The sequence below is a fragment of the Pseudomonas sp. B392_1p genome, from assembly GCF_052245235.1.
Lineage (GTDB): Bacteria > Pseudomonadota > Gammaproteobacteria > Pseudomonadales > Pseudomonadaceae > Serpens > Serpens gallinarum.
On record NZ_JBQPXM010000001.1, the window covers coordinates 165,952 to 181,246 of the forward strand.

14 protein-coding genes are annotated in these 15,295 nt (G+C 63.7%); 4 read left to right on the forward strand and 10 right to left on the reverse strand.

The genetic code is table 11. The features are described 5' to 3' along the window. Positions 1-10: 10 nt before the first annotated feature. On the forward strand, positions 11-1,819 hold the full coding sequence (gene oadA / locus ACTV8E_RS00790) for a sodium-extruding oxaloacetate decarboxylase subunit alpha (RefSeq protein ID WP_443198154.1): 1,809 nt from the start codon (positions 11-13) through the stop codon (positions 1,817-1,819). Positions 1,820-1,933: 114 nt separating this feature from the next. Here the strand turns inward: oadA and ACTV8E_RS00795 are convergent, their stop codons facing one another. The 4 genes from ACTV8E_RS00795 to ACTV8E_RS00810 form a co-directional block, all read right to left on the reverse strand. Continuing rightward, positions 1,934-2,389, reverse strand: coding sequence for a GNAT family N-acetyltransferase (locus ACTV8E_RS00795; RefSeq protein ID WP_443198155.1), 456 nt, complete (start codon positions 2,387-2,389; stop codon positions 1,934-1,936). 101 nt (positions 2,390-2,490) lie between these two features. Beyond that, positions 2,491-3,486, reverse strand: coding sequence for an asparaginase (locus ACTV8E_RS00800; RefSeq protein ID WP_443198156.1), 996 nt, complete (start codon positions 3,484-3,486; stop codon positions 2,491-2,493). A 116-nt stretch (positions 3,487-3,602) separates the two neighbouring features. Next, positions 3,603-3,743 carry a hypothetical protein gene (locus ACTV8E_RS00805; RefSeq protein WP_251835521.1) on the reverse strand — a complete coding sequence of 47 codons (141 nt, stop codon included), beginning with the start codon at positions 3,741-3,743 and terminating at the stop codon, positions 3,603-3,605. 17 nt (positions 3,744-3,760) lie between these two features. Further along, positions 3,761-5,182, reverse strand: coding sequence for an aspartate ammonia-lyase (locus ACTV8E_RS00810; RefSeq protein WP_443198157.1), 1,422 nt, complete (start codon positions 5,180-5,182; stop codon positions 3,761-3,763). Between the two features lie 194 nt (positions 5,183-5,376). Here ACTV8E_RS00810 and ACTV8E_RS00815 point away from each other — a divergent pair, with 194 nt between their 5' ends. Beyond that, positions 5,377-6,279: a LysR substrate-binding domain-containing protein gene (locus ACTV8E_RS00815; RefSeq protein WP_443198158.1), complete on the forward strand. Its 903-nt coding sequence runs from the start codon at positions 5,377-5,379 to the stop codon at positions 6,277-6,279. Between the two features lie 355 nt (positions 6,280-6,634). Here the strand turns inward: ACTV8E_RS00815 and ACTV8E_RS00820 are convergent, their stop codons facing one another. From ACTV8E_RS00820 to ACTV8E_RS00845, 6 genes are all read right to left on the reverse strand, one after another. Continuing rightward, the gene (locus ACTV8E_RS00820; RefSeq protein WP_443198159.1) at positions 6,635-7,957 is read right to left on the reverse strand and encodes a sigma-54-dependent transcriptional regulator; all 1,323 of its coding nucleotides are present in this window, start codon (positions 7,955-7,957) and stop codon (positions 6,635-6,637) included. Continuing rightward, positions 7,950-9,899 (reverse strand): sensor histidine kinase, encoded by a 1,950-nt coding sequence (locus ACTV8E_RS00825; RefSeq protein WP_443198160.1) that lies wholly within the window; start codon positions 9,897-9,899, stop codon positions 7,950-7,952. Before ACTV8E_RS00825 ends, ACTV8E_RS00820 begins: the two co-directional genes overlap by 8 nt. Next, positions 9,899-10,633 carry an amino acid ABC transporter ATP-binding protein gene (locus ACTV8E_RS00830; protein ID WP_443198161.1) on the reverse strand — a complete coding sequence of 245 codons (735 nt, stop codon included), beginning with the start codon at positions 10,631-10,633 and terminating at the stop codon, positions 9,899-9,901. Before ACTV8E_RS00830 ends, ACTV8E_RS00825 begins: the two co-directional genes overlap by 1 nt. Then, on the reverse strand, positions 10,630-11,295 hold the full coding sequence (locus tag ACTV8E_RS00835) for an amino acid ABC transporter permease (RefSeq protein ID WP_443198162.1): 666 nt from the start codon (positions 11,293-11,295) through the stop codon (positions 10,630-10,632). The genes ACTV8E_RS00830 and ACTV8E_RS00835 overlap by 4 nt, the downstream gene beginning before the upstream one ends. Beyond that, a complete protein-coding gene (locus ACTV8E_RS00840; RefSeq protein WP_443198163.1) occupies positions 11,295-12,041 on the reverse strand; it encodes an amino acid ABC transporter permease in 747 nt (248 codons plus the stop codon). Before ACTV8E_RS00840 ends, ACTV8E_RS00835 begins: the two co-directional genes overlap by 1 nt. A gap of 103 nt (positions 12,042-12,144) precedes the next feature. Next, complete coding sequence (locus ACTV8E_RS00845) at positions 12,145-13,053, reverse strand: glutamate/aspartate ABC transporter substrate-binding protein (RefSeq protein ID WP_251835528.1); 909 nt, start codon at positions 13,051-13,053, stop codon at positions 12,145-12,147. Between the two features lie 545 nt (positions 13,054-13,598). On the opposite strand from ACTV8E_RS00845, the gene purE reads away from it, so the two are divergent. Both purE and ACTV8E_RS00855 read left to right on the forward strand, forming a co-directional pair. Next, positions 13,599-14,090 carry a 5-(carboxyamino)imidazole ribonucleotide mutase gene (gene purE / locus ACTV8E_RS00850; protein ID WP_251835529.1) on the forward strand — a complete coding sequence of 164 codons (492 nt, stop codon included), beginning with the start codon at positions 13,599-13,601 and terminating at the stop codon, positions 14,088-14,090. A gap of 32 nt (positions 14,091-14,122) precedes the next feature. After that, the gene (locus ACTV8E_RS00855; RefSeq protein ID WP_443198164.1) at positions 14,123-15,208 is read left to right on the forward strand and encodes a 5-(carboxyamino)imidazole ribonucleotide synthase; all 1,086 of its coding nucleotides are present in this window, start codon (positions 14,123-14,125) and stop codon (positions 15,206-15,208) included. Positions 15,209-15,295: the final 87 nt, after the last annotated feature.

The following is a 15,295-nucleotide window of genomic DNA, read 5'->3' on the forward strand; positions in this document are numbered from 1 at the left end:
GGAACACACCATGAGCAAACGAATCTCCGTTACCGATACCGTCCTGCGTGATGCCCACCAGTCTCTGCTGGCAACGCGCATGCGCACCGAAGACATGCTGCCGATCTGCCCGAAGCTCGATCAGGTCGGTTACTGGTCGCTGGAAGTGTGGGGCGGCGCCACCTTCGATGCCTGTGTGCGCTTCCTCAAGGAAGACCCTTGGGAGCGTCTGCGTCAGCTGCGCGCTGCCCTGCCCAATACCCGTTTGCAAATGCTCCTGCGCGGACAGAACCTGGTCGGCTACCGGCACTACAGCGATGACGTGGTACGGGCCTTCGTTGCCAAGGCGGCGGATAACGGCATCGACGTGTTCCGCATCTTCGATGCCATGAACGATGTGCGTAATCTGCGCGTGGCCATCGAAGCGGTAAAGGCCGCCGGCAAGCATGCCCAGGGCACCATCTGCTACACCACCAGCCCGGTACACACCAACGAAGCCTTCGTCCAACAGGCGCGGCAGATGGCGGCGATGGGCGTCGATTCCATTGCCATCAAGGACATGGCCGGTCTGCTCACCCCGTACGCCACCGGTACGCTGGTCAAGGCCCTCAAGGAAGCTCTGCCACACCTGGAGGTGGTGGTGCACTCCCACGACACCGCCGGTGTCGCCAGCATGTGCCAGATGAAGGCCATCGAAAATGGCGCCGATCGCATCGATACGGCGATCTCCAGCCTGGCCTGGGGCACCAGTCACCCGGGCACCGAGTCGATGGTTGCCGCGCTCAAGGGCAGCGAATACGACACGGGTCTGGATCTAGAGCTGCTGCAGGAGATCGGCCTGTACTTCTATGCCGTGCGCAAGAAGTACCACCAATTCGAAAGTGAATTCACCGGGGTCGACACCCGTGTGCAAGTCAACCAGGTACCGGGCGGGATGATTTCCAACCTGGCCAACCAGCTCAAGGAGCAGGGCGCGCTGCACCGCATGGACGAAGTGATGGCGGAAATTCCCAAGGTGCGTAAAGACCTGGGCTACCCGCCGCTGGTTACCCCGACCTCACAGATCGTTGGCACCCAGGCGTTCTTCAACGTGCTGGCGGGCGAACGCTACAAGACCATCACCAACGAGGTGAAGCTGTACCTGCAGGGCGGTTACGGCAAGGCCGCCGGGCAGATCAATGAACAGCTGCGCCAGCAGGCGATCGGCAGTGAAGAGCTCATCGACGTGCGCCCAGCCGACCTGCTCAAACCCGAGCTGGCGCGTCTGCGCGAGGAAATCGGCAGCCTGGCCCACAGCGAGGAGGATGTGCTGACCTTCGCGATGTTCCCGGACATCGGACGTAAGTTTCTCGAAGAGCGTGTTGCCGGCACCCTCACGCCAGAAGTCCTGCTGCCCATTCCCAACGGCAAGGGTGCTGCCCCCAGCGAGGAAGGCGTGCCAACCGAGTTCGTCATCGATGTGCACGGTGAAAGCTACCGCGTGGATATTACCGGCGTGGGCGTCAAGGGTGAGGGCAAACGCCACTTCTTCCTGTCCATCGACGGCATGCCCGAGGAAGTGGTGTTCGAGCCGCTCAACACCTTCGTGGCCGGCGCGCCCGGCCAGCGCAAACCGGCCAGCGCGCCGGGTGACGTCAGCACCAACATGCCGGGCAACATCGTCGAGGTACTGGTCAAGGAAGGCGACACAGTCAAGGCGGGCCAGCCGCTGCTGATCGCCGAGGCCATGAAGATGGAAACCGAAGTGCAGGCGCCGATCGCCGGCACCGTCAAGGCCGTGCACGTGGCCAAGGGCGACCGCGTCAACCCGGGCGAGACGCTGATCGAGATCGAGGGCTGATTCATCCTTTTTTAAACGATTACCTCTTGGGGAGCATGATGCTCCCCTTTTTTTTGGCTGGCCGAAGCTCTGCGAGTACCTGCGGCGAGATCACCCGTTGTTTCTGGGCTCTTGCTACAACGCCTTGGCGTACTGCACAAAGCCGCTACGCTCGGCTACTCGCGCATACAAACGCATGGCCATGGTGTTGGTTTCATGGGTCAGCCAGTACAGCTTGCTGCAGCCGCTATCGCGAGCAGCGGCCTCGACATAGTCGATCAGTTGGCGACCAACGCCCTGTCCTCGCAGGTCGCGGGCAATGTACAGGTCTTCCAGGTAGCAATAGTCACCGATGGTCCAGCTGGAGCGGTGATACAGCCAGTGCACCAGCCCCACGGCTTGGCCATCGGCCCAGGCCAGCGCGGCGTGCAACGGATCGGCCGGATCGAGAAAGCGCCGCCAGTTGGTGGCGCTGACCTCGGCTGGAATCTCGGTCATGTAAAAGCGCTGATAACCCTGCCACAGCGGTAGCCAGGCATCATGGTCGGCGTCGCCAACCGGACCGATTTCGACGGCAAGACGGGTGGGCATGAGCAGTCACCTCCAACAGAGGGGCTTATCCTGCAATGCGCCGCGCCTGCCGCGCAATTGCCGTTCGGCCAAACTGACAAGAAGGCCGGGCGGCGGGCGGGTTAGCCGGCACGTTCGCCACACAGATCCCGGGTAAACCAGCGCTCCGCTTCGGCCTGCTCAAGTCCTGCGCCGAGCAGGGCGAACAGCTTGCCCAGCGCCGCTTCGCGGGTCATGGCCCCGCCACTGATCACGCCACAAGCCGCCAGTTGGCTGCCCGCGGCATAGGTGTCGAGGGTCACTCGGCCCTCGGTGCATTGGCTGATGGCCGCCAGCACCACGCCCCGTTGGTGGGCATCGCGCAGTGCGTCCAGCAGGGGTTGATTGTCAGACGGTCCGGTGCCGCTGCCAAAACATTCCAGCAGTAGACCCTGCACGCCACTGCCCAGCAGCGCCTGCAGGTGTTCGGCGCGCAGACCGGGGAACAACGGCAGCACGGCGAGGTTCACGTTGCGGCGCACAACCCGGTAATCCAGCGCAGCCGGCACGCTGATGCAGGGCGCCGCGGGTACTCCGCGCAGGGCCTCAGCAAAGGCGTCGAAGGCTTGGCTGTTGCGCTTGTTGACCCGCGCGCCATGCAGCACGCGGCCATGAAAAAACACCTGCACGCCCGGAGTCATGCCCTGTTCCAGCAGTGTAAGAGCGCCGAACAGGTTGCCCCAGGCGTCACTGCCCTCAACGCCCGCCGGCAGCATCGAGCCGGTCAGCAACACCGGCACCGGTAAGCCGAGGAGCAGAAAACTCAAGGCAGCCGCGGTATAGGCCAGGGTGTCGGTGCCGTGCAGGACCAGCACGCCCGTACAGCCGTCGCGCTCGACTGCGCTGACGATGGCGTCACGCATGGCCAGCCAGTGGGCCTGGGTGATGTTGGCGCTGTCGATTGGCGGGCTCAGCTCTTGAAACCGCCAGTCTGGGAGTCGGCATTCGGAATGCACGGCCTGCTCGACGCGCAGGCGCTCTTCGAAACCGGACGCCGGAGCAAGGCCCGCAGCGCTCATCTGCATGCCAATGGTGCCGCCGGTATAAAGGATCAGCAGGGAATCGCGGGCAGGGTTCATGGCGGCATCCAGGCAAGGTGAATGCACGCATGCTGGCCCGTCAATGAGCGATCTACAAGGGGCGAGCAGGCAAAATGACTGCTCGCTAAAAGGTGTGCTCCTCGCGCAGTCTGGAATCAGGCCTGCGGCGTGCCGACCGGGGCCGGGCGGTAGGCCTTGTGGGTGGTGAAGGCGCCCCGCATGGGCATGAAGCGTGCTGGCGGCTGGACTGCGCTGGTCATGGGTACGACGTTGCGCGCGCGCGAGGGGGGAAGCATGGGAATCTCCATTTTGATTAATTCAGCGGCGCCAGGCGTGGCGCGATCATGTTTACAGGTTTGAGGATTTCGGCGAGCAGGGCTTCATCGAGCAAGCCTTCCTCGCGAACCAGTTCCAGCACACCACGACCGCTGTCCAAGGCCAGCTTGGCGATGCGTGTGGCGTTTTCGTAACCGATGTAGGGGTTCAGCGCAGTGATCAGGCCGATGCTCTGTTCCACCAACATCTGGCAGCGCTCGACATTGGCGGTGATGCCCACCACGCAGTGTTCGCGCAGCATGTCCATGGCCCGGGTCAGCAAGCGGATCGAATCAAAGATCTTGTAGACGATCAGCGGTTCCATGACATTGAGCTGCAATTGTCCGCCCTCGGCGGCCATGGTCAGCGCCAGGTCGTTGCCGATGATCTCGAATGCCACCTGGTTGACGGCCTCGGGAATGACCGGGTTAACCTTGCCGGGCATGATCGAGCTGCCCGGCTGACGCGGCGGCAGGTTGATCTCGTTGATCCCGGTGCGCGGCCCGCTGGACAGCAGGCGTAGGTCGTTGCAGATCTTCGACAGTTTCACCGCGGTGCGCTTGAGCATCCCGGAGAACAGCACGAAGGCGCCCATGTCCGAGGTGGCTTCGATCAGGTCGGCGGCCGGGGTGAGCGGCTGGCCGCTGATCTGGGCCAGGCGGGCGACGGCCATCTGTTGATAACGCGGATCGGCATTGATGCCGGTGCCGATCGCCGTGCCACCCAGGTTGACCTCGGTCAGCAGGGTGGGGACCAGCAACTTGTAGTGCTGCAGGTCTTCACCCAGGGTGGTGGCGAAGGCGCGAAACTCCTGACCGAGGGTCATCGGCACGGCGTCCTGCAGCTGGGTGCGGCCCATCTTCAGCACGTCGGCGAATTCCTCGCCCTTGGCGGCGAACGTCTGGATCAGATTGTCCAGGCTGGCCAGTTGGGCATCGTGGCCAAGCAGCAGTCCCAGGCGAATGGCGGTTGGGTAGGCGTCGTTGGTCGACTGCGCCATGTTCACGTCGTTGTTCGGGTGCAGGTACTGGTACTCGCCCTTGTGTTTGCCCATGGCTTCCAGTGCCAGGTTGGCAATCACTTCGTTGGCGTTCATGTTGGTCGACGTGCCGGCACCGCCCTGGATCATATCCACGACGAACTGCTCATGAAACTGGCCATTGATGATCTGCGCGCAGGCGGCGCTGATTGCCGAATGCTTGACGGTCGGCAGATGGCCCAGCGCATGGTTGGCGTCGGCCGCGGCCTGCTTGACCATAGCCAGGGCGACGACCAGCTTCGGGTAATGAGCGAGTGGCACGCCGGACAGGCGAAAATTATGTACCGCACGCAGGGTCTGGATGCCGTAGTAGGCATCGGCAGGGACTTCCAGCGTTCCCAACAGGTCTTTTTCTACGCGAAATGATGCAGAGTAGGACATGACGGTACACATTCTCGGAAAACGGCTTGACTTGCCTCAGTGCCCATAGAATAAGGGTCGTAGCCTTGCGGCGGCCAATGCCATTAACCGCTGGCCCATGCCGAAACGGCATAATGTCCATGTGACTTTCTCTGGCATTCGCAGCACGTGGATGCGTCAAGGTGTCGCACGTGGGACAAGGAGCGCAAAAACCCATGAATCTGGAAACCAAATGGCTGGAAGACTTCGTCACCCTGGCGACTACGCGCAGTTTTTCTCAGGCGGCGGCGAAGCGTTTTGTGACCCAGCCGGCCTTCAGCCGGCGCATACGCAGTCTGGAGACAACGCTGGGGCTGACCCTGGTCAACCGCGCCCGAACGCCGGTGGAACTGACCGAGGCCGGGCAATTGTTCCTGATCACTGCGCGCAGCCTGGTCGAGCAGCTCGGTGAGGTGCTGCGCCATTTGCACCATCTGGAAGGCCCGAAAGGCGAGGTGCTGCAATTCGCCGCCGCTCACTCCCTGGCCCTGGGCTTTTTTCCACAGTGGATCGCCAGCCTGCGCGAGCTGGGGCTGACCCCCAGCACCCGCCTGGTGGCGACCAACGTGGGCGAGGCGGTGCATGCTCTGCGTGAAGGAACCTGTGACCTGATGCTGGCGTTCCACGACCCGGACGCTGCATTGCAAATGGACGCGGAGATCTTCCCCTCGCTGCATCTGGCCAACAACGAAATGCTGCCGGTCTGCGCAGCGGATGCCCAGGGGGCGCCGCTGTATGACCTGAACAGCGGGCAGAGCGTGCCGCTACTGGCCTACAGCGCCGGTGCCTTCTTGGGCCGCTCTGTCAACGCACTGCTGCGCCAGCGCCAGTTGCGCTACACCACGGTGTACGAAACGGCGATGGCCGACAGCCTGAAGAGCATGGCCCTGCAGGGCCTGGGCGTGGCCTGGGTGCCGCGCCTGAGTATTGACGCCGAGCTGCAACGCGGCGAGCTGGTGGAATGCGGTGACGAGACCTGGCGACTGCCGCTGGAAATTCGCTTGTACCGCTGCTCACTGGTGCGCAAAGCCGGAGTCCGGTTGTTGTGGCGCAAGCTGGACGGTGGAACCAGCGAATAGATTGGATTGGCCGTCGGGTGATTCGCCCCCACGGTTCGTCGGGCGGTGAAGCCCGCCGCGCACGGTACGCATCTGGCGGTTGCACCCGCCGTTGGGCCAAAGGCTTCGGCCCGAGGTCGGGCCTCCCCCAGGTTGCGTGCCGGGCCACGGCGTTGCAGGACGCAATTTTGTAGGGGCGAATTCATTCGCCTGGCGCATGACCTCCAGGCGATGCATCCGCTGCGACAAGTACAAGGGCATCCGCGGGGTAGTTCGTCGCAACCCCGCAGGTGCCGGAAAGCTCGATGCCAGGCGAATGAATTCGCCCCTACCGGTTGCGAGGCGGGCACGACGACGGCGCAACATCCTGGGGCCCCTACAGCCCGTACTTTCTGACTTTGTCGAACAGCGTGGTCTTGGCCATGCCCAGCGCGAGCGCGGCCTGGCTGAGGTTGCCGGCGTGACGCTCGAGGGCGTCGCCTAGCAGGCTGCGCTCGAAGGCTTCTACCGCTTCGGCGAAGCAGGGGCCGTTGTCCTCGGTGGCCAGGCCGCTTTTCTTGAAGACGGGCAGGCCGAGGGCGAAACGCTCGGCGACGTTGCGCAACTCGCGCACGTTGCCCGGCCAATCGTGGGCCATCAACGCGGCGATGGTGGCCTGATCCAGCGCCGGGCTGATGCGATCAAAGCGCAGCGCCGACAGCTGTAGGAAATGCTCGAACAGCACCAGGATGTCTTCGCGGCGCTCGCGCAGCGGCGGTATTTCCAACGTGACGACGTTGAGCCGGTAATACAGGTCGCTGCGAAACTGGCCACGCCTGCCCCATTCATTGAGGTCGGCCTTGGTGGCGGCGATCACCCGGCAGTCCACCTCGATCGGCTGGTTCGAGCCCAGGCGCTCCAGCGTGTGCTCCTGCAGCACGCGCAGCAGTTTGATCTGCAGGTTCGCCGGCATGCTCTCGATCTCGTCGAGGAACAGGCTGCCTCCATTGGCGTGTTCGATCTTGCCGATACGCCGCTTGCCGGCGCCTGTGAAGGCATGGGCTTCGTGCCCGAAGATTTCGCTCTCGAACAGGCTTTCCGGCAGGCCGCCGCAGTTGAGGGCGACAAACGGGTGCGCCTGGCGACGACTGAAATCGTGCAGGCAGCGCGCAACCAGCTCCTTGCCGGTGCCGGTTTCGCCTTCGATCAGGACGTTGGCGGCGGTGTCGGCGACATTGGCGATCAGCTCGCGTAGGTGCTGCATGGCCGGCGAGCGGCCGATGATGCGCTGCTCCAGCGCCTGGCGGCCGGCCAACTGGCGGCGCAGGACGGACACTTCGCGGGCCAGGCTGCGTTGTTCCAGGGCGCGGCGGGCCACGTCCACCAGTCGTTCCGGGGAAAAGGGTTTTTCCATGAAGTCGTAGGCGCCATCGCGCATGGCGCCCACGGCCATGCTGATGTCGCCGTGGCCTGTGATCAGCACCACCGGCAGGCTGGGATCGCGCTGCTTGAGCTGGGCCAGAAGCTGCAGGCCGTCCAGACCGGGCAGGCGGATATCGCTGATGACAATGCCGGGGAAATCGGCGCCGATACGCTGCAGCGCCTCTTCGGCACTATTCACGCCGATGCTGGCAATGTCTTCCAGGGCTAGGGCCTGCTGGCAGCCGAGCAGGACGTGGGGATCGTCTTCGACGATCAGGACGCTGAGCGGATCATTCATCGCAAGCAATCTCGTGGACAATCAAGGGACGCAGGCTGAGCACGAAGGCGATACCGCCCTCGTCCGGATGGCGCACACCGAGGCTACCACCGGCCGCCGCGGCCAGGCTGGCGGACAACGTCAAGCCCAGGCCCAAACCCTGCTCGCCCGGTTTGGTGGTGAAGAACGGCTCGAATAAATGTGCGCGAGCTTCGGCCGACATGCCGGGACCGTTGTCGCGTACTTCAAACTGAAACAGGTCGTCTTCCAGACGCCCGCTCAGCCACAGGCGACGGTCATCCTGGTCGCGCAAGGCATCCAGGGCATTGCCGATCAGGTTGACGAGGATTTGCTCCAGGCGCGTCTGATCGATGGCCAGGCGCAGATCGTCGTAGTCGCGCTCAAGGTGCAGGCGGCTGCGTTGCAGGCGCGGGTGGAGCAGCAGCAAGGCGGCGTCCACCGCCTTGCCAAGCCGGGCCTGGCCACGGTCATCGGAGCGGCGGGCAAAGGCCCGCAGGCTGGCAGTGATCTTGCCCATGCGGTCGACCAGCTCGTTGATCGCCTGCAGGTTGGTGCTGGCGGTATCCAGCGCGCCCCGTTGCAGAAAACGCACGGTGTTGCCGGACAGGGTGCGCAGCGCCGCCAGCGGCTGGTTGAGCTCGTGGGCAATGCTGGTGGACATCTGGCCAATCACCGCCAGCTTGCCGGCCTGTACCAGTTCATCCTGGGCCTGGCGCAGGGTCTGTTCGGCCTGGCGGCGCTCGCGGATCTCAGCTTTCAGCCGGTCGTTGCTGGCGCGCAGGTCGGCGGTGCGTTCGGCGATCTTGCGCTCCAATTCGTTGTTGGCCTGTTGCAGCGCCTCGCGGGCTGCCAGACGTGTGGCGATCACCTTGCGTCGCTCATTCCAGGCGATCAGCAGCAGGGCCAGCAGCGCCACCGCGACCGCCACCATCACGCCATGGCTGATGGCGGTGCGGCGCAATTCCTTGAGTGGGCTGAGCAAGGTCAGCCTCCAGGGCGTGTCGTTGAGCAGGCGCCCCTGGGCCAGATAATGCTGGGGCGACGCGTCGTCGCCGGCCAGGCTGATTCGCTTCAGTCCATCGGCCAAAGCCCGGCGCTCCAATACCTGCAGCTCTTCCAGCGCCCACCAGTGGTATTGCAGGCTGCGCGCCAGGCGCTCCTTGGTGGCGGCGTCCAGCGGGTGCACGGCTTTGAGGCGGCGGGCCGGGTTGCTGGCCAGGATAATTATGCCGTTCTCATCGCTGACATAGGCTTCCAACTGGGCGCGCTGCCAGCGTTCCTCCAAGGTGTCGAGGCGTACTTTGACCACCCCCACGCCAATGATCCGACCGTTGTGTTCGAGGCTGTGGGCCAGGTAATAGCCCGGCTCGCCCGTGGTGCTGCCGATGCCATAGAAACGCCCCGGGCGCCCCTGCACCGCATCCTGAAAATAGGCGCGGAAGGACAGGTCTTCCCCCTGGTAACTGTCGGCCGAACGCCAGTTGCTGGTGGCCAGTACCCGGCCGCTGGTATCCAGTATGTAGGTGGCCAGACTGCCGCTGCGTCGGTTGAGCCCTTCCAGGTAGTCATTGACCCGCTGGCGACGCTGCGGGCTGGGATCGAGCAGCAAGCGCTCGACGTCGCTTTCCAGCTCTAGCAGGCTGGGCAGGTAGGTGTACTTGGTGATCTCGCTTTCCACCGCGCGAGCGTTCAGCTCCAGTTGGCGCTCACCGTTCTCGGCCAGGGCGCGGATGCCGGTGTGTTTACTGAGCAGGTAGCCGCCGTAACCGCCGCCGAACACCAGTAGCGGCAGCGTGAGCAGCACCAAGTGACGGAACACCGCCCGTATCGCCCGCCGTGCGAAACGCGCACGCTGAGGGTCGGCGTGTGCCGAGCCCGTCGCGATCCGGGCCCGTTCCGCCGCGCCGGGGACGAGCAAGCGCCCGTCCGCGTGGCGCTGCATCAGTGCTGCAGGATCTTGGAGAGGAAGTGCTGGGCGCGATCCGAGCGAGCCCCGACCTCGCCGAAGAAGGCGTCCTTGGCACAGTCTTCGACGATCTGCCCGGCGTCCATGAAAATTACCCGGTCGGCGACCTTGCGGGCAAAGCCCATCTCGTGGGTGACGCACATCATGGTCATGCCCTCGTGGGCCAGCTGCACCATGACATCCAGCACTTCGTTGACCATCTCCGGGTCGAGGGCCGACGTCGGCTCGTCGAACAGCATCACCACCGGGTCCATGGCCAGCGCGCGGGCAATGGCTACGCGCTGCTGCTGGCCGCCGGACAGCTGGCCGGGGTGCTTGTCGGCATGGGCCAGCAGGCCGACGCGGTCGAGCAACTTGAGACCCTTGTCCATGGCATCGGCCTTGCTGCGGCCGAGCACCTTGATTTGCGCAATGGTCAGGTTTTCGGTGATCGACAGGTGCGGAAACAGTTCGAAGTGCTGGAACACCATGCCGACCCGCGCACGCAGCTGGGGCAGATTGGTCTTGGGATCGCCCAGGGAAATTCCGTTGACCCGGATATCGCCCTCCTGGAATGGCTCCAGGGCGTTGACGCACTTGATCAGGGTGGACTTGCCGGAGCCAGACGGGCCGCAGACCACCACCACCTCGCCTTTGCTCACCTGGGTGCTGCAGTCGGTCAGCACCTGGAAGTCCCCGTACCACTTGTTGATGTTCTGGATGGAAATCATACGGCTACCCTTGTTTGCAGGCGTTTCGCCAGGCGCGTGGCGGCGAAACTGATGACGAAGTACACCAGCCCGGCGAAGAGCAGGAACTCATGGGATAGGCCCATGATGTCGCCTCGCGAGCGGGCAGCATTGAGGAAGTCCATCAGGCCGACGGTGTAGACCAGTGAGGTGTCCTGGAACAGGATGATGCTTTGCTGCAGCAGCAGCGGCGCCATCTTGCGGAAAGCCTGCGGCAGGATGATCAACCGCATGCACTGGCCGTAGCTCATGCCCAGCGCCTGGGCGGCGCCCAGCTGGCCCTTGGGAATGGCCTGGATGCCGGCGCGCACGATCTCGCAGAAGTATGCCGCCTCGAACATGATGAAGGCCACCAGGCAGGATCCGAAGGCCCCCACAGGGGTGTCCTCACCGGTAATGGCGCGCAGCACGAAGGGCACCGCGAAGTAGAACCAGGTGATCACCAGCAGCAGCGGAATGGACCGGAAGTAGTTGACGTAGGTGGTGGCGATGCCTGCCAGCATGCGGTTGGACGACAGCCGCATCAGCGCCAGCACGGTGCCAAGAATGACACCGCCGAGCACACCCAGCACCAGCAGTTGCAAGGTGGTGGCCATGCCCGCCCAGAGGATCGGCCAGGCGGCCGGAATCTCGCTGAAATCCATTACTTGCCCTCCATGGAAATCAGTCCGGGCACCGCGACCTTTTTCTCGATCAGGCGCATCAGCAGCATCAGACTCATGTTCAGGGTGAAGTAGATCAGCGTCGCCAGGGTAAAGGCCTCGAACAGGTTGGCGCTGAACTCGGCGGTCTGCTTGGTCTGTGCCAGCAGCTCCATCAGGCCGATCAGGGAGGCGACCGAGGAGTTCTTGAAGATGTTGAGGAATTCCGAGGTCAGTGGCGGAATGATGATGCGGTAGGCCTGCGGCAGCAGCACGTTGGTGTAGATCTGCGGCAGGCGGAAACCCAGCGCGTAGCCGGCAGCCAACTGGCCCTGGGGCAGCGCCTCGATGCCGGTGCGCACCTGCTCGCACACGCGCGCGGCGGTAAACAGACCGAGGCACACCACCACGCTCAAATAGGCGGAAGTGGCGGGATGCAGATCCTGTTTGAACCAGATCTCCAGCGGCTCGGGCAGCAGATCTGGCATTAGGAAATACCAGAGGAACAGCTGCACCAGCAGCGGCACATTGCGGAAGATTTCCACATAGGTGGCGGCGATGCCGGCCAGCCAGCGGTTTGGCAGGGTGCGCAGCACGCCCAGCAGCGAGCCCAGCAGCAGGGCAATGATCCAGCCGACCAGTGCAATGGCGATGGTCCAGCCCAGGCCGGTGACAAACCAGTCCAGGTAGATTTCGCTGCCGATGCCGGTGGACTTGAAGAAGACACCCCAGTCCCAGTTGTAATTCATGCGGATTTCTCGTGGTCTGGCGAACGCGGACCGGGGGCGCGTGGCACGCCCTCGGTGGACAGGCTATGAGCGGGCCGCCCGCAGCACGGGCGGCCGCGGCGGATCAGCGCTCTTCGACCGACTTGTCGGTGGGGTTGGCGATGAGGCTCTCGACCGCAGCGCTCATGGGGAAGTTGAGGTTCAGGCCCTTAGGCGGCACGGGCTGCATGAACCACTGGTTGTAGATGTCATTGATTTCGCCGGACGCGAAGGTGGCGCTGATCGCCTTGTCCACGACCTGCTTAAAGTCTGTGTCGCCCTTGCGCACCATGCAGGCATAGACCTCGTAGGATTGCGGCGTGCCGACAACGGCCCAGTCGTCCGGTTTCTTGGCCTTGGCCATTTCGCCGTAGAGCAGCGCGTCGTCCATCATGAACGCCACGGCGCGCCCGGATTCCAGCATCAGGAAGGACTCGCCGTGGTCCTTGGCGGAAATGACGTTCATGCCCATCTGCTGCTCGGCATTCATTGACTTGATCAAGCGTTCGGAGGTGGTGCCCGCGGTGGTCACCACGTTCTTGCCCTTGAGATCGGCGAAATCATTGATGCCGGAGGTTTTCTTCGCCAGCAGGCGCGTGCCCACTTCAAAGATACCCACGGAGAAGTCCACCTGACGCTGGCGCTCCAGGTTATTGGTGGTGGAGCCGCACTCCAGGTCCACGGTGCCGTTCTGCATCAGCGGGATACGGGTCTGTGAGGTGACCAGGTTGTAGCGCACCTTGAGGTCGGGCATGCCCAGCTCCTGCTTGAGCGCGTCGACTACCTTGAGCTGCAGGTCATGGGAGTAGCCGATCGGCTGCTTGGGATCGAGTCCCAGATAGGAGAACGGGATGGAGGAGTCGCGGTGGGCCAGGGTGATGGTGCCCGAATCCTTGATCTTCTTCAGCGTGCCGGTCAGCTCAGTGGCCAGCGCCGGCGTGGCGAGAAGGGCCGTCGCAACGGCTGCACTCAGTACATGGGTAACGAAACGCATGATTCGATTCCTTATTGTTGTTGTGCTTGTCGTGACGCAGCGGTTCGGATGAGCTGCTGGTCACCCTCAAAGGGAGGCAGGTCTCTTCCCCAAACTCACCTTACCTACGAGGCAGGATGCGTGCCAGGTAGCTGAAAGCCGTAGTTACCAGTTAACTAATTGAAAAACATTAGGTTTTTTGATTTCAGGGATGTTCGGAAAGCGAACGGCGTTCGCATTGACGAACATGCGCCGCCGGTGCGTTCGGGAAACCGAACGATGTTTCGACGGCGACTGGCCAGCGTTCCAGTCGGCGTGACGGCGTGGCGAGCGCACAACGGCCGAGACCCGGTCGTTTCGTCTAGCGTGGGGGTCTGCGAATTCAGCCGCGTTGACAGCGTCACGTCTGTCACGCCAGATACGCTACACGCGTGGCTTTCCGGTATAATGCCGCGCCTTCAAACCGGCCTGCCCGCCGGTTTGCCCCAACATGACAAGCCACGCCCCTTGCGCGTGGCTTGTTGGTTTTTGTAGCGCCGCGCGGCGCACAACGAAGAGGCACAACGATGAGCGCACTGGTTGGCGTGATCATGGGTTCCAAATCCGATTGGAGCACCCTCAGCCACACGACGGAGATGCTGGAAAAGCTCGGCATCCCCTTCGAGGTGAAGGTGGTGTCGGCGCACCGCACGCCGGATCTGCTGTTCCAGTACGCCGAACAGGCGGAAGAGCGCGGCCTCCAGGTGATCATCGCCGGTGCAGGCGGCGCCGCCCACCTGCCAGGCATGTGCGCGGCCAAGACCCATCTGCCGGTGCTTGGCGTGCCGGTGCAATCCTCAATGCTCTCCGGTGTCGATTCGCTGCTGTCCATCGTGCAGATGCCGGCCGGCGTACCGGTTGCCACCCTGGCCATCGGCAAGGCCGGCGCGGTCAACGCGGCGCTGCTGGCGGCCAGTATTCTCGGTCATCAACATCCGCAGTATCACGCGGCGCTCAAGCAGTTTCGCGACGAGCAGACGCGTACCGTGCTGGACAACCCGGACCCGCGCGACGCCTGATGGCCGTGCCTCTTGAACGACAGGACAAAACCATGAAGATCGGTGTAATCGGTGGCGGTCAGCTGGGCCGCATGTTGGCGCTGGCGGGCACTCCGCTGGGGATGGACTTCACCTTCCTCGACCCCGCGCCGGATGCCTGTGCCAGCGCGCTGGGCACCCACCTGCTGGCAGGCTACGACGACCCCGAGGCGCTGCGCCAGATGGCCGAAAGCGTCGATCTGGTGACCTTCGAGTTCGAGAACGTGCCGGCGGAAACCGTCGCGTTTCTGTCGCAGTTTGTGCCGGTGTACCCAGCCGCCGACTCGCTGCGTATCGCCCGTGACCGCTGGTTCGAGAAATCAATGTTCAAGGAGCTGGGCATCCCCACGCCCGCGTTCGCCGACATCCAGTCCCAGGCCGACCTTGACGCCGCCGTGGCCGCCATCGGCCTGCCGGCAGTGATGAAGACCCGCACCCTGGGTTACGACGGCAAGGGCCAGAAGGTGCTGCGCCAGCCTGAGGACGTGCAAGGCGCCTTCGCTGAACTGGGCAACGTGCCGTGCATCCTCGAAGGCTTCGTGCCGTTCAGCGGTGAAGTCTCGCTGGTGGCCGTGCGCGGGCGCGACGGCGAAACGCGCTTCTACCCCCTGTCCCACAACACTCACGTCGGCGGTGTGCTCAACCTGTCCGTCGCCAGCAGCGCCCACCCGCTGCAGGCGCTGGCCGAGGATTACCTGGGTCGCGTGCTGGAAAAACTCGATTACGTCGGCGTACTGGCCTTCGAGTTCTTCGAAATCGAGGGCGGCCTGAAGGCTAACGAAATTGCCCCGCGCGTGCACAACTCCGGGCACTGGACCATCGAAGGCGCCGAGTGCAGCCAGTTCGAGAACCATTTGCGCGCCGTCGCCGGCCTGCCGCTGGGCTCGACCGCCAAGGTGGGCGAAAGCGCCATGCTCAACTTCATCGGTAGCGTGCCGGCGACCGAGCAGGTGATTGCCATCGAAAACTGCCACCTGCACGACTACGGCAAGGCTTTCAAGCCGGGCCGCAAGGTCGGCCACGCCACCCTGCGCTGCCGGGACGCGACCACTCTCAAGGCTCGCATTGCCGAGGTCGAGGCGCTGATCGCCAACGCGTGATGCCCTGCCGATACCCATCAGCGCCTGATGGGTATCGCTGCCTTTCACCCCCTCTGTGCCCCATCCTGCGCTGCTCCGCTTTGCGGT